Origin of the sequence: Shewanella carassii (genome assembly GCF_002777975.1) — a bacterium.
In the GTDB taxonomy this organism is placed as follows: Bacteria; Pseudomonadota; Gammaproteobacteria; order Enterobacterales; family Shewanellaceae; genus Shewanella; species Shewanella carassii.
Genome location: NZ_NGVS01000014.1, coordinates 273692 through 287443 on the forward strand (window position 1 = coordinate 273692; position 13752 = coordinate 287443).

General features: G+C 56.0%; 15 protein-coding genes. 7 read left to right on the forward strand and 8 right to left on the reverse strand.

Translation table 11 applies throughout. From position 1 onward, the window contains the following. Window positions 1–140 precede the first annotated feature (140 nt). A complete protein-coding gene (typA, locus tag CBE72_RS09865; RefSeq protein WP_100143382.1) occupies window positions 141–1955 on the forward strand; it encodes a translational GTPase TypA in 1815 nt (604 codons plus the stop codon). A gap of 186 nt (window positions 1956–2141) precedes the next feature. Here the strand turns inward: typA and CBE72_RS09870 are convergent, their stop codons facing one another. From CBE72_RS09870 to CBE72_RS09880, 3 genes are all read right to left on the reverse strand, one after another. Next, window positions 2142–3356 carry a 4Fe-4S binding protein gene (locus tag CBE72_RS09870; protein ID WP_100143472.1) on the reverse strand — a complete coding sequence of 405 codons (1215 nt, stop codon included), beginning with the start codon at window positions 3354–3356 and terminating at the stop codon, window positions 2142–2144. 182 nt (window positions 3357–3538) lie between these two features. After that, on the reverse strand, window positions 3539–4189 hold the full coding sequence (locus tag CBE72_RS09875) for a DUF2959 domain-containing protein (RefSeq protein ID WP_045283279.1): 651 nt from the start codon (window positions 4187–4189) through the stop codon (window positions 3539–3541). A gap of 20 nt (window positions 4190–4209) precedes the next feature. Continuing rightward, window positions 4210–4428 (reverse strand): hypothetical protein, encoded by a 219-nt coding sequence (locus tag CBE72_RS09880; RefSeq protein WP_025010146.1) that lies wholly within the window; start codon window positions 4426–4428, stop codon window positions 4210–4212. 182 nt (window positions 4429–4610) lie between these two features. Here CBE72_RS09880 and CBE72_RS09885 point away from each other — a divergent pair, with 182 nt between their 5' ends. From CBE72_RS09885 to CBE72_RS09905, 5 genes are all read left to right on the forward strand, one after another. After that, window positions 4611–5498, forward strand: coding sequence for a virulence factor BrkB family protein (locus CBE72_RS09885; protein WP_226684670.1), 888 nt, complete (start codon window positions 4611–4613; stop codon window positions 5496–5498). Then, window positions 5449–6441, forward strand: a complete 993-nt coding sequence (locus CBE72_RS09890; RefSeq protein WP_229671974.1) for an alpha/beta fold hydrolase — start codon at window positions 5449–5451, stop codon at window positions 6439–6441. Before CBE72_RS09885 ends, CBE72_RS09890 begins: the two co-directional genes overlap by 50 nt. Further along, window positions 6438–6875, forward strand: a complete 438-nt coding sequence (gene dtd, locus CBE72_RS09895; protein ID WP_028780049.1) for a D-aminoacyl-tRNA deacylase — start codon at window positions 6438–6440, stop codon at window positions 6873–6875. The genes CBE72_RS09890 and dtd overlap by 4 nt, the downstream gene beginning before the upstream one ends. Before the next feature lies 1 nt (window position 6876). Further along, a complete protein-coding gene (locus tag CBE72_RS09900) occupies window positions 6877–7347 on the forward strand; it encodes a thioesterase domain-containing protein (RefSeq protein ID WP_100143383.1) in 471 nt (156 codons plus the stop codon). 210 nt (window positions 7348–7557) lie between these two features. Next, a complete protein-coding gene (locus tag CBE72_RS09905) occupies window positions 7558–8151 on the forward strand; it encodes an FMN-dependent NADH-azoreductase (protein WP_100143384.1) in 594 nt (197 codons plus the stop codon). A gap of 249 nt (window positions 8152–8400) precedes the next feature. Here the strand turns inward: CBE72_RS09905 and CBE72_RS09910 are convergent, their stop codons facing one another. After that, window positions 8401–8721, reverse strand: a complete 321-nt coding sequence (locus tag CBE72_RS09910; RefSeq protein ID WP_044735420.1) for a rhodanese-like domain-containing protein — start codon at window positions 8719–8721, stop codon at window positions 8401–8403. Between the two features lie 158 nt (window positions 8722–8879). Here CBE72_RS09910 and CBE72_RS09915 point away from each other — a divergent pair, with 158 nt between their 5' ends. Next, a complete protein-coding gene (locus tag CBE72_RS09915) occupies window positions 8880–9995 on the forward strand; it encodes an HD-GYP domain-containing protein (protein WP_229671973.1) in 1116 nt (371 codons plus the stop codon). A gap of 100 nt (window positions 9996–10095) precedes the next feature. Here the strand turns inward: CBE72_RS09915 and CBE72_RS09920 are convergent, their stop codons facing one another. From CBE72_RS09920 to CBE72_RS09935, 4 genes are read right to left on the reverse strand one after another with little or no spacing between them, the layout of a single operon-like run. After that, entirely contained in the window at window positions 10096–11328 is a 1233-nt protein-coding gene (locus CBE72_RS09920) for a beta-ketoacyl-ACP synthase (protein ID WP_100143386.1), read from the reverse strand. After that, window positions 11325–12050 carry a 3-ketoacyl-ACP reductase FabG2 gene (locus tag CBE72_RS09925; protein ID WP_100143387.1) on the reverse strand — a complete coding sequence of 242 codons (726 nt, stop codon included), beginning with the start codon at window positions 12048–12050 and terminating at the stop codon, window positions 11325–11327. Before CBE72_RS09925 ends, CBE72_RS09920 begins: the two co-directional genes overlap by 4 nt. Continuing rightward, window positions 12047–12538 (reverse strand): hotdog family protein, encoded by a 492-nt coding sequence (locus tag CBE72_RS09930; protein WP_025010139.1) that lies wholly within the window; start codon window positions 12536–12538, stop codon window positions 12047–12049. Before CBE72_RS09930 ends, CBE72_RS09925 begins: the two co-directional genes overlap by 4 nt. After that, entirely contained in the window at window positions 12535–13725 is a 1191-nt protein-coding gene (locus CBE72_RS09935; RefSeq protein WP_100143388.1) for a beta-ketoacyl-[acyl-carrier-protein] synthase family protein, read from the reverse strand. The genes CBE72_RS09930 and CBE72_RS09935 overlap by 4 nt, the downstream gene beginning before the upstream one ends. Window positions 13726–13752 lie beyond the last annotated feature (27 nt).

Consider the following 13752-nt stretch of genomic DNA (forward strand, 5'->3'; position numbering starts at 1 on the left):
CGGGGAAATTGTGTTCCTCGATACGATGGTAACCCAGGTTTTATAAGGCCTGGAGGGCAATCGCCAAGTAGTCAAAAGTGGTTGCACTATTCTTTTATAATGTTGCATCCCACAGAACAGAGATCGTAAGAGGCAAAACTGTGTTAGAGAATTTACGTAACATCGCCATCATAGCGCACGTTGACCATGGTAAGACTACCCTGGTAGACAAGCTGTTGGCACAGTCAGGAACCCTGGCCACCCGTGGAGAAGCTACCGAGCGGGTGATGGACTCCAACGATCTGGAGAAAGAACGTGGGATCACTATTTTGGCGAAAAACACCGCCATTAAGTGGAACGACTATCGAATTAACATAGTAGATACCCCTGGACACGCCGACTTCGGTGGTGAAGTAGAGCGGGTTCTGTCTATGGTTGACTCAGTATTGTTGTTGGTGGATGCGCAAGATGGCCCTATGCCTCAGACTCGCTTCGTAACCAAGAAAGCCTTCGCCCAAGGCCTTAAGCCTATTGTGGTTATCAACAAGATTGACCGTCCTGGCGCTCGTCCAGATTGGGTTATCGATCAGGTATTTGATCTGTTCGACAACCTGGGTGCTACCGACGAACAGTTGGACTTCCCTATTGTGTATGCCTCGGCACTGAACGGTTTTGCCAGTTTAGATCCCGATGAAGCCAGTGAAGATATGACTCCGCTGTTCCAGACTATCGTAGAAAAAGTATCTCCACCTGATGCCGATGCCGATGGTCCATTCCAGATGCAGATCTCTCAGCTGGACTACAACAGCTATGTAGGGGTTATCGGTGTGGGTCGTATCAAGCGCGGTAGCGTCAAGACCAACCAGCAGGTTACTATTGTCGGTGCCGACGGTAAGACCCGTAACGGTAAAATCGGTCAGGTTCTGGGCTACATGGGCCTGGAACGCCATGAAGTGGACAGTGCCAATGCCGGCGATATCGTTGCCATCACAGGTCTGGGTGAGCTGAAGATCTCCGACACCATCTGTGCTGTTGGTCATGCCGAGGCTCTGCCGCCATTGTCTGTTGATGAACCTACCATGACTATGACCTTCCAGGTCAACACCTCTCCTTTCGCGGGTAAAGAAGGTAAGTACGTGACTTCACGTAACATCCTTGAGCGTCTGCAACAGGAGCTGGTACACAACGTGGCTCTGCGTGTGGAAGAAACCGAGAGTCCGGATCGTTTCCGCGTATCCGGCCGTGGTGAACTGCACCTGTCCATCCTGATCGAAAACATGCGTCGTGAAGGTTATGAGCTGGCGGTTTCCCGTCCTGAAGTGATCATCAAAGAGATCGACGGCGAGAAGTGCGAGCCATACGAGCAACTGACCGTGGATGTGGAAGAAGAACATCAGGGCGGCGTTATCGAGAAGCTGGGTACCCGTAAGGCCGACATGCGCGACATGCAGCCAGACGGCAAGGGTCGCGTACGTATCGACTTCATGATCCCAAGCCGTGGCTTGATCGGTTTCCAGACTGAGTTTATGACTGCCACTTCAGGTACAGGTCTGCTGTATCACACCTTCGACCACTATGGTCCCTACAAGGGTGGCGATATCGGCCAGCGTAGCAACGGGGTATTGATCTCCAACGCGACCGGTAAGGCACTGACCTTTGCTCTGTTTGGTCTGCAGGATCGCGGTCGTCTGATGATTGGCCACGCCGCCGAAGTTTACGAAGGCCAGGTAGTCGGTATTCACAGCCGCTCCAACGACCTGACAGTAAACTGCCTCAAGGGTAAGCAGCTGACCAATATGCGCGCCTCAGGTACTGACGAAGCTCAGGTACTGACTCCGCATATCCAGATGTCTTTGGAACAAGCACTGGAATTCATCGATGATGATGAACTGGTGGAAGTAACGCCTAAGAGCATTCGGATCCGTAAGCGTCATCTGACTGAAAACGACCGCAAGCGCGCCAGCCGTCAAGGTTAATCTAGCCCAGGATGTAGAGACCCAAAGCGGACTCTTCATCAAACGGCACATTAGGCCTGATTTCGGTAACTGACCGTGATCAGGCCTTTTTTTCAACTGCTTATCTCTTAAGACTCTCCTTAAGTTCCACCCTTGTTCGTTTCAGCCTAGCCGCTGATGCTCCGTTGTTTGCCGTTAATGCAGGGATTAGTGACCCACGTAATCGATCATCTGTAATAGGTGCATGCGCACCGCATCCGGTGTTTGGCTTTCCCAGAAGCCCGAGGTGTAAGCTATCAAGGGCAGCAGGAATAGCAGTCCAAGGACCAGCAGCATTACCGACTTGGCCGACCAGAAATGATTGCGGCTCAGGCCGAACCCCAGCGCCGCTTTCTTGGGACAGGCGGCCACGCAGCGCATGCAGGCCTGGCATTCATCGCTGTGCACTGTATTTTTGGTATGCACTATGATGCCGGCCGGACAGGCGCGGGTGCACTTGTCGCATTTCATCCCCTTGGACTCTATCAGGCAATGCTCCGGGGCGCGGCGGATTTTCAGCGGGCTGAGAAAACTCAGCAGTCCCAGCAGGGCGCCATAGGGGCAGAGGTAACGGCAAAATCCCTGACGGCGCCAGGCGACAATGGCAAGGATCAGGCCAAAGCAGGCCAGGGTGATGAGCCCCGGAGTGATGAAAAACAGCGCCATCTTGAGATCGGCTATCTTGTGATAATTACTCTCCAGGTAGCCGGGGATCCCCATAGACGGCATGCCCAGCACTATGTAGAGCAGCGCCGCCAACAACAGATACTTGAGCATACGCAGTGGCCAGTCGAGCCAGGCAGGCGGCATAAATTCGCGTTTGATGAAGCGTTTGCGCAGTCGATAGAGGTACTCTCCGGCCAATCCCAGCGGGCAGGCCCAGCCACAGAAGGCCCGCTTGCACAGCAGTCCGGTCAACAACACCACTGCCAGCATCACGGCCGCCGCCGGGTGGGTTTGATCCCAGAGTCCCAGGGTGGCTATCGCCTTGAGCTCTATACCGCCGGCGATGGGCAGAAACGCATCCACCACATCCGGGCGTCCAATCCAGGGCGTGACTCCGGCCTTGAGCATCAGGCTGTTGATGGTGTACTGAATCGCGACCAGAAACAGGGACAGCGCCAACAGGTGCTGGCAGCCGCTGCGCAGGTTATTGATCCTGGGCTCGGATTGCAGCAAGCCGGGGCGCAGTTGCTGCAGTAATGCCAGGCTACCAACGGCTGTCAGCGTGGCCAGCAGTAACATGGGACTGCTGCTAATCAGCAGCGCGGTTAAAATCAGCAGCAAGGTGAGGCCGGCGCCGAAACGGCGGCCGCTCCACCAGAGTTGGCTGACACCATAGAGGAGTGCCAGCATGAGAGTGAGTGATTCTGTCAGTGTCATGAGAATAGAGGCCAGCAACAAACGACTGCCTATTGTGAACTCAAATAAGGGCACAAGTTCTTGAGTCAAAAAAGGAAGTGTGCAGCAGATCCAAATTTACATTCGCAGATAGAGAAATTCGTGCACTGGCTCACAGCTGAAAAAAAGCCCCGCGGTGCGGGGCTCTCTCTATGGCTTGGCGGTCAGTTACCCGACTCCATTGCCGCGATAAAGCGGTTGGACTCATCGATGGATTTATTCATCTCTTTGATAAGGCCGGAGATATCGCTCTGCAGACTGGCAAACTCACCCTTGATGGCCCCTATGGTCTGGGCGTTGAGGTTGTGCTTGAGGTAGAGCATGTTGTCTTTCATTGAGGTCAGGATAGGAGGCATCTTGCTCTCGGCACGGCGCATGCTGCGGATCAGCTGCTCGTAGGAGCGGCGGGTCTCTTTCAGCTTGGCCTGGCTCTTACTGCGCAGGCTGGCCTTGCTGATCTCACCGATTTCCCCTTGCCACTCATCGAACAGGGCTTCGGCCACATCTTCCACCTTGTTGATGCGGTTGCTGACATCGTCGGCGGCTTCCTGAGCCGACTCATACTCGTCTTTGGCCTTGTTGTAAGCCTTTTCCAGATCGCCGCCGTCATGGTTCAGCAGCGCCTGCATCTCTTCCAGTGCCGAACTGAACTGCTCCTGAGCTTCCTGTTGCGATTCTTTGGCGTCTTTGACCCGGTCGACCATGATGTCACGTTTGTGATAGCCAACCTTTTCCATGGCGCCGTAATAGGCACTCTGGCAACCACCCAGCAGCAATCCCAGGCTGACCAGCGTGGTGGTGAGGATCTTGTTCATAAGCTTTCTCTTTTCTCTGTTTATGCTTTGTATTTGGCGGCATCTATGATGCACCAGAGATGGGCGATGGCACCTATGATAGCAGGAACTATCAACCACCAGAGGGCGTAACCTGTGACTGTCACCAGAAAGAAGATCAGTGCGGCCAGGATCCGCCCCTGAACCAACTGCCCCAAACCCGGGAAAAATACGCTTGCCAGCGCGGCAATCACATTGCCCGCCGATCCTTGTTGTGACATTAACTCTCTCCTTTAAATTATGGGAGAAGCGCTGAACGACGGGCCTCGGCGCATGCCTATGCATAGCGCTGGCGTCATTCTCGGCTTCCTTTGCCCTGCTGCAGTGGCAGCATCACACTTTGTAATCCGGGCATTATTGTACGAAGATAGCGACACTAGACCCAGAGGATCAAGAGAAAACCGTGAGCAACAAGATAGATACCCGCAATTTCAGTTTGTTTATGAAAGGCTGCTGGCACTTCCTGCTGCACCTGAAACAGAGATTGCAGGACGATCAAATCAATATCCGAGCCGGTCATCTGGCCTATGTGACCCTGTTGTCGCTGGTGCCCATGGTGGCCGTTACCATGTCTATGCTGTCGGCTTTCCCTGTCTTCAAGGGGGTACGGCAACTGATAGAAAACTTTATTTATCAAAACTTTCTGCCGGCCGCAGGTGATACGGTTCAGGTCTATATCAACGAGTTTGTCGGCAACGCCTCCAAGGGTACAGCCGTCGGTATCGGCGCCCTGGTGGTGGTGGCCATTTTACTGATCTCCGCCATCGACAAGGCGCTGAACTATATCTGGCGCACCAAAGAAAAACGCCAGACTGTGGTGTCTTTTTCCATGTACTGGATGATCCTGACGCTGGGCCCCGTGTTGATGGGGGCCAGCCTGGCGGCCACCTCCTACTTGGTATCGCTGAAGATATTCAATGAAGCCGATACTTATGGTGTAGGTAGTTTCTTTGTCGCGCGTTTGCCATTTCTGTTTTCTGTCGCGGCCTTCCTGCTGCTTTACACTGTGGTGCCTAACCAAAAGGTGAAGCTGCTGCATGCCCTGCTCGGGGCCATAGTGGCTGCCTTGTTGTTTGAGGCGGGCAAGAAAGGCTTTGCCCTGTATGTGACTCACTTCCCCAGCTACGAGGCGATTTACGGCGCCTTAGCGACGATTCCGATACTGTTTGTCTGGGTCTATCTGTCCTGGATGATAGTTCTGATGGGAGCCGAGATCACCGCTTCTTTGCCGGAATTCCTCGATGGTGACGCCCCATTGGAGCCGCTGGATGATGACCCCGGATCGGCATAATCCCTTTGCCCGCGACTGGCTGGAGGTTGGTGGTGGCCACCGCCTGTATCTGGCGCAATTCGGCAACCCGGAAGGCATTCCGCTGCTGTATCTGCACGGCGGGCCCGGCGCCGGTTGCAGCCTTGAAGAGTTGGCGCTGTTTGATCTGCGCCGTTTTCGCTTATTGTTTCTGGATCAGAGGGGCGCTGGCTTATCGCGCTCCGAGAAAGGCCTGGCGCAGAATCACTTCCAGGGCCTGCTCGATGATCTCGAGTCGGTCAGAAAGGCGCTGCAGTTGCCGCGCTGGTGTCTGGCGGGGGGCTCGTTCGGGGCAACCTTGGGGCTGGTGTACGGCGGTTTATTCCCTGAGCGGGTCATAGCCCAGACATATTGGGGCAGCTTTATCCCCTCTGCCGAGGGCCGCGATTGGCTCTATGGTGCTGCTGGCGCCGCCAGCCGTTTCCCGGTGGACTATCATGGCTTTTCCCGCTGGCTATCCAGGAGTGAGCGCAGCACTGCGGCGCTGCTGGAAAGCTATGCCAAGGGGTTTACCTGTCTCAATGCCCAGGATTATGTCCGCAGTTGGCTGCGCTGGGAGCAGCATCTGTCTTTACCCGGGGGGCTGTTGCCGCCGCCAAGGGCGCCTAGGGACAGCAATATGGCCAGAATCGAACTTCACTATGCCCGCCATCACTATTTCGAAGCCATGAGTCTGTTTGACGCAGGGCTCAATAACTGGCCGAAACATACCCGCTTGCTGCAGGGGGAAAATGACTGGGTCTGTCCAACTCATTTGCTGCAGGCTCAGCTTGCACGCCAGACCCGCCCGGCCGAGTTGCAGCTGGTGGCCGGAGGTCATCACTCGCTGGTGGATGATAAAATGCGTCACGCCGTGGTTGCAGCCCTGTGTGCTATGGGCGACACTGCGGCCTCTTGTGAAACAGAATTAAGGAGTCAGGATTGATCGCCCTGATACAGAGAGTCAGCCGTGCCAAGGTAACGGTTGCCGATGAAGTGACCGGCGCCATAGATAAAGGTTTGTTGGTGTTGTTGGGCGTTGAACGCCAGGATGATATGGCGGCGATGGAAAAGCTGGCCACCAAGGTGATGAATTACCGGGTATTCAGCGATGACAACGGCAAGATGAACCTCAATCTGACTCAGGTCGGCGGGCAGTTGTTGGTGGTGTCGCAATTTACCCTGGCGGCCGATACCAGCCGCGGTCTGCGTCCCAGTTTCTCGGGTGGTGCCAGTCCGGCTCAGGCCGAAGAGCTCTATGAAGCCTTTGTGGCATTTTGCCGTAGCAAGGGGGTGACCACAGAAACCGGCCGCTTCGCTGCCGATATGCAGGTGGAATTGCTGAACGACGGGCCTGTGACCTTTAATTTGAGTGTTTGATATGTCTGAGCCATCACTGCTTAAGCAGCTGGAAAACACCTGGCATGGCACCATCCCCGTCAGTGCCTTTATGGGGATCCGGCCACTGGCTTTTGATGGCACAGAATTTCGTGTCGGTGCACCGCTGGCGCCCAACATCAATCTGCATCAGACCATGTTTGCCGGCAGTATTTATACCCTGTGCACTCTGTGTGGCTGGGGCATGCTCTGGCTGCAACAGCAGCGGGCCGGAGTGAGTGGTGATATAGTGCTGGCTCAGGCCGAGATCCGTTATCGGGCGCCGGTGACTGCCAATCCCGGCGAGTTGATTGAAGCCAGAGTCAGCTGGCCGGGCGTGTCACTGACGCCTTTGAGTGAAGGGCGCAGGGTCAAAGTCAGGCTGGAGGTGGAACTCTGGAGTCACGGCCTTTGCTGTGCTTCTTTCTTGGGGGTTTACGTTAGCCAGCCCAAGCAAGAGCCGACCCTGTCCTAGCTGGGATTACCTGGGTTTACAGGTTCGGTTTTAACCTTGTAAGCCTTGAGTGATAAGCCCTAGATAACAGCCTTTCCTTTCTAAAAAATCGAATTTAATATCAAATTTTCTCCGCTTTTTTTCTATTTTATCCATCAGTAGACTGCTCAGCATAGATTGGAGCAAAAGCTCTGACTCAAACAAATTCCTGAATCGAAGCGGAGCAGTATCATGAGCAAAGTATTAGTTTTGAAATCCAGTATCCTGGGTGGTTACTCTCAGTCCGGTCTCTTGGTCGACCACCTGATCAAGCATTGGCAGGAGCAGGGTTCCAGCATCACGGTCAGGGATCTGGCAGCCGAGCCGCTGCCGGTACTGGACGGTGAAATTGCCAGCGGCCTACGCGGCGGCGAACAGCTGAGCGAGCGCCAACAACAGGCGTTGGCCTTGTCTGATGAGCTGATCCAGGAACTGAAAGATCACGACACACTAGTAATAGCTGCGCCCATGTATAACTTCGGTATTCCGACCCAGTTGAAAAACTGGATTGACCTGATTGCCCGCGCCGGTGTGAGTTTCAGTTACACAGAAAATGGCCCTGTGGGTCTTATCACTGGTAAGCGCGCGGTAGTGATCACTACCCGGGGTGGGGTACATAAAGACTCGACCACAGACCATGTGGTGCCTTATCTGAAAACCGTGCTGGGCTTTATTGGAATTACCGAAGTGGAAACCGTCTACGGTGAAGCGCTGAACATGGGCCCGGATGCCAACGCCAAAGGTATTTCAGCAGCCAAATCTTCGCTGGCGGCCATCTCTGCCTGAGGCAAACATCCTCTTCCACCATCAATCTGAACGCCAGTTGCTTGACTGATTTGGTTCTACTGCCCCGGAGGTGACTCCCCGGGGCTTTTTTGTGACTGCTTGTTCGGCTCGAGCGCCTTGCTGCAAAGGGGACAAGCGGCATTAACCCCTTCCGCGGGCCACTGCTCGCGATAACGTACCCGCGCAGAGGCTTGGCCGCGATGTTGGCTTATCTGAAATCGCCCGGGCTTGCTTGTCATTGTGGCTACTCTACTCGGGTTGGCAGCAGACCAGCTCCTTGAAGGCGCCGCCGTTGAGCACGCAATCAAAGCCGTTGGCCCGCAGAATGTCGCAACCTTTCTGGGCGCGCATGCCGGCGCCGCAATAGAGTACAAAGGGTTCCTGCTTATTCGGTTGCTGCTTGAGCCAGGTATCCAGGGTATCCAGTGGTACATTCACCGCCTGCGGCAGGTGCCCTTCGGCGTATTCGGCGGCCGAGCGGACATCCAGTACCCTAACTCCCTTGGCGATCATCTCATGGCACTGCTCAGGGTTTAGGCGACCATCTTGTGGCGTGACGTTGGTTTGCATTTTCAGACTCTCTATCAATTAGAAATTTTTCAATAAGGTTAATCTTATGAATTTGGAAATGCAATGGCCTGGATGCTGGTCGTTTTCTCACCATGACTGTTTTTTGTTCTATCCTTTGGAAAAAGGAAATGATTTGAAAATAGTGTATGGACAAGAATATGCCAACAGCTCTCTGGTTGCAGGGGCACAACGCTTCTGAGCGTTTGGAACGCATTCACGAGCATCTGTTGCTTAGCTACCCTTGGGTGGATCGTATCGCCTGCGCCCTGTATCACGATTCGACCGGGCTGCTAAAAACCTTTATCAACAGCACTCACAGGGGACAGGCCATAGTGGGTTATGAATATCCCATGTCCGACAGCCCGGTGCTTAGCCAGCTGGCTGACACAGGGCAGTATCGGGTGATAGACGATATCAAGGCCAATATCTTGCCGGAAAACAGCCATTCGCGTTGGTTGCTGGAGCAGGATTACAACTCTTCCTTTACTGTGCCCCTCTACGATGAACAGAGGTTTCTGGGGTTTCTGTTTTTCGATTCATACCGTTTGGCGGCCTTCGATGCCAAGGCGCAGCGGGATATGGTGCTCTATGCCAACTTGATCAACATGTCTCTGTGCGCCGAACTCAGTGCGGTGCGCACTATTCTCGCCTCGGCTCAGGTGGCAAGGGACTTTGCCGACCTGCGCGATTTTGAAACCGGTGCGCACCTGGATCGCATGGCGGCCTATTCGGGCCTGATCGCCAGCATAGTCGCACCCAAATACGGCCTGAGTGATGAGCAGATAGAACATATCACCCAGTTTGCGCCGCTGCATGACATAGGCAAGATAGGTATTCCGGACAAAGTTTTGTTGAAAGAGGGGCCCTTAAGCATAGACGAGCGTACTCTGATGGAGACCCATGTGGATAAGGGCGAGTGCCTGATCCGCAAGGTGCTGGGGGATTTTGGTCTGGCGCACCTGCCGGATTCGGCCATCATGCTCAACATAGTGGCCTGTCATCATGAGTATCTGGATGGCAGCGGCTATCCCCGAGGCTTAAAGGGTGAAGAGGTGCCGATTGAAGCCAGAATAGTGACTGTGGCGGATATCTTCGATGCCCTCAGCAGCGAGCGGCCCTATAAGCAGGCCTGGCCACTGGACGCCTGTTTCCGTGAGTTGAGAAGCATGGTGGCCGCCGGCAAACTGGACGGCCACTGCGTCGAAGCCTTGGCGGCTTCGACTACACAGATCCTGGATATCATGGGGCGCTGCCGCGACGACAAGGCAGCCTGAAAAGAGGCCTGCAGTGCCGATGCATTCCGTTAAAGCTTCTTGGGCTTCCTCTGGTTTTCTAGCGCTTCCTCTGGTTTTCTAAGGCTTCCTGGGGCTAAGCTCATTCCTGCCAGCGGCGGAAGATCAACGAAGTATTGATGCCGCCAAAGGCAAAGTTATTGCTCATCACCAAGTCGGTATCCAGTGCCCGGCCTTCGGCGCGAATATAATCCAGCTCGGCGCAATCCTCGGCAACATTCTCCAGGTTGATGGTCGGTGCAAACCAGCCGTCACGCATCATCATAATGCTCCACCAGGCCTCCAGCGCGCCGCAAGCGCCCAGGGTGTGGCCGGTATAGCTCTTCAGCGATGAAATCGGCATCTGTTCACCAAATACTGCGGCAGTAGCCCGGCTCTCGGCGGCATCGCCGCGGTCGGTGGCCGTGCCGTGGGCGTTGACATAGCCTATCTGCTGCGGCGCTATCTTGGCATCTTTGAGTGCCAGCCGAATCGCCTTTTCCATGGTGTCGGCGTTAGGTTGCGTCACATGCAGGCCGTCTGAATTGGTACCGAAACCCAGCACCTCGGCGTAGATGCGGGCGCCTCTGGCCTTGGCATGCTCCAGCTCTTCGAGCACCAGGGTGCAGGCGCCTTCGCCTATCACCAGGCCGTCTCGGTCGCGATCGAAAGGCCTGGGGGTCAACTCAGGAGTGTCGTTGCGGGTACTGGTGGCAAACAGGGTGTCGAAAACGACTGCTTCTGTGGGGCAGAGTTCTTCGCCGCCACCCGCCAGCATCAAATCCTGCTGGCCATACTTGATGGCTTCATAGGCATAACCTATGCCCTGGCTGCCGGACGTACAGGCGCTACTGGTGGTTATCACCCGCCCCTTGAGGCCGAAAAATACCCCGACATTGACCGCCGTGGTATGGGCCATCATGCGGATATAGCTGGTGGCGGTAACACCGCTCATATCGCCGTGTTTGAGCATGTCGCCAAAGGCGGTGATGGGATCTGTGCTGCCGGTGGAAGAGCCGTAGGCTATGCCCATGGCGCCTGAGGCTATCAGAGGATCATGCAACAGGCCAGCATCCTCCAGCGCCATTTCACTGGCGCGGGTGGCCATCAGAGACACCCGGCCCATGGAGCGGATCTTCTTGCGCGAATAGTGCGCCGGAGTGCTGAAGTCGCTGACCGGCGCCGCCAGACGGGTGTGCAGGCCATCGAACCTGTCCCATTCATCCATACGCACCACGGCATTTTGGCCTGCCTGTAGCCTGGCCTTGACGCTGTCCCAATCCTGGCCCAGGGCGGAAATGCCGCCCATGCCGGTAATCACCACTCTGCGGCTCATAGCATGCCTCCGTTGACCGAGATCACCTGGCGGGTGATATAACCGGCTTCGTCAGACATCAGGAAGTTGGCCAGTGCCGCTATCTCTTCAGGCTGGCCCATGCGCCGCAACGGCACCAGTTGCTGTACCAGTTCGGGGCTGAAGGCATCGACCATTTCGGTTTCGATAATCCCGGGAGCGATGCAGTTGACCGTGATCTTGCGTTTGGCCAGCTCCAGTGCCAGCGCCTTGGTGGCGCCTATGATACCGGCCTTGGAGGCGCTGTAGTTCACTTGGCCACGGTTACCGGCCAAACCGGAAACCGAAGACAGCGTAATGATGCGGCCGCCCTTGCGTCGTTGGATCATCGGCATCAGCGCCGGATGGATCACATTGTAGAAACCATCGAGATTGGTGTGGATGACGCCATCCCATTCGGCCTCTGTCATCGCCGGGAAAGCCGTGTCGCGGGCGATACCGGCATTGAGAACCAGGCCGTGATAGGCACCGTTGGCTTCGATGTCGGCCTCAATGACTTGGCGGCAGGTCTGGCGCTCGGCAACATCGAACTGCAGCAGGCTGACCTTGACGCCCAAGGCTTGGATTTCGGCGGCGCTGGCCTCGGCGGCCGCTCGATTGGCATGAAAGTGCAGGGCGATATCAAAGCCGGATTGCGCCAGGCGCACGGCGATAGCCTTGCCTATGCCGCGGCTGGAACCTGTGACCAAAACTCTCTGTGTCATGCGGAATCTCCCTGCATCGCCTCCAGACTACCGGCAATATAGGCCTGGGTGTCCTGGGGCTGAAAAACGTTTACATTGGCGCTGGCGATCTCTGTGTCGCCATCAAAGATGCGGCAGTCGAACACTGCCAGTCCCGTGTCTTCCTGATAGAGGCGCTGCACCTGGGTCAGGTATTCGCGTCCGGGCAGGAATCCCGGGGTATGCATGCTGAGCTTACGGCTGCCCAGCAAAAAACCGACCCGGATAATATCACCGCGGGCCTCGGCTTCCACTCCGGCCAGTGCCGCTATGCTCTGGGCCATATATTCTATGCCGACATAATTGGGCACCAGAGCCCGGGCGTCATCGAAATAGGGGCTCTGTTCACTAATCTTTACCTTGGTCAGCAGCCTGTCTTGGCTGTGCTCGACCACGGCGTCTATCAGTATCATGGGCGCCCTGTGGGGCAGAAAATCGGCGATATCACGCTCGGCTAAAGGCTGGGTCATTCCGGGGCTCCACGGCTGAAGATCAGGCTGGCATTGCTGCCGCCAAAGGCGAAGGAGTTACTCATCAGGTGATTCAGTGAGTGGCGGCTGCCCTGTTTGACCAGCGGCAGTGCGGGATCCTTGCCATCCTGCTCACCGTCCCACAGGTGCGGCGGCAGTTGTCCATCAGAGTTGAGGGGCGAGAGCAGCAGCCAGCAGAATACCGCTTCCAATGCCCCGGCGGCGCCCAGTGCGTGGCCGGTCAAGGGCTTGGTGGAACTGCAAGGCGGCAACGCTTCGGCAAATACCGAGTGCATGGCGCGGCTTTCCATGGCGTCATTCTTGGGGGTGGCAGTGCCGTGAAGATTGACATAGTCGATGTCATCAGGCGTCAGCCCCGCCTGCTTGAGTGCCATCTCCATGGCGGCAATTGCGCCGCTGCCCTCGGGATGGGGCGCCGAGATATGGTGGGCATCGGCCGACTCGCCGACACCGGACAGCAGCACCTGGCCGCTTCCTCTCTCCAGGGTAAACAGCGCCGCGCCTTCACCTATGTTGATGCCGTCGCGGTTGGCGCTGAATGGATTGCAGTGCCCCTTGGAGACAGACTCCAGCGCATCGAAGCCGTTGAGGGTCAATTGGCACAGGCTGTCGACCCCGCCGACTATCACCATGTCGCACAGTCCGGCATGCAACAGCCGTTTACCGGCGGCAAACACCTTGGCGCTGGAGGAGCAGGCCGTCGACAGTGTGTAACAGGGACCGCTCAGCTTGAACCAGGCTTGCAGGAAGCGACTGGTGCCCCCCAACTCCTGCTGAAAATAGTGGTAATCCGAGGGGAAGTGGCCGTGGCGATTGCGGTACTCCAGTGCCTCTTCGCCCTTGGAGATCCCTGAAGTGCTGGTGCCTATGACAACCGCGATGCGCTCCTTGCCATATTTGGCCTTGGCGGCTTCCACCTCCGGGGTAATTTGCAGCGCGGCGCACAGCAACAGGGCGTTGTTACGACAGTCATAGTCGGCAAACTCGGCGGGAATGGCCGGTAATTCGCTGTTCACTACCCCGACTACGGCTGGCCGTTCAAACAACAGGTTGTCGCGGCTGACCATGCCGCGGCTGTCACCGGCGAGCAAGGCGTTAAGCACCTCATCGGCCCGGTTGCCGAGAGGGGTACAAAAACCCGCATGATTTATGGCTGTAGTTGTCATATCTCTGTTTTGGGATCCGGCCCTGTA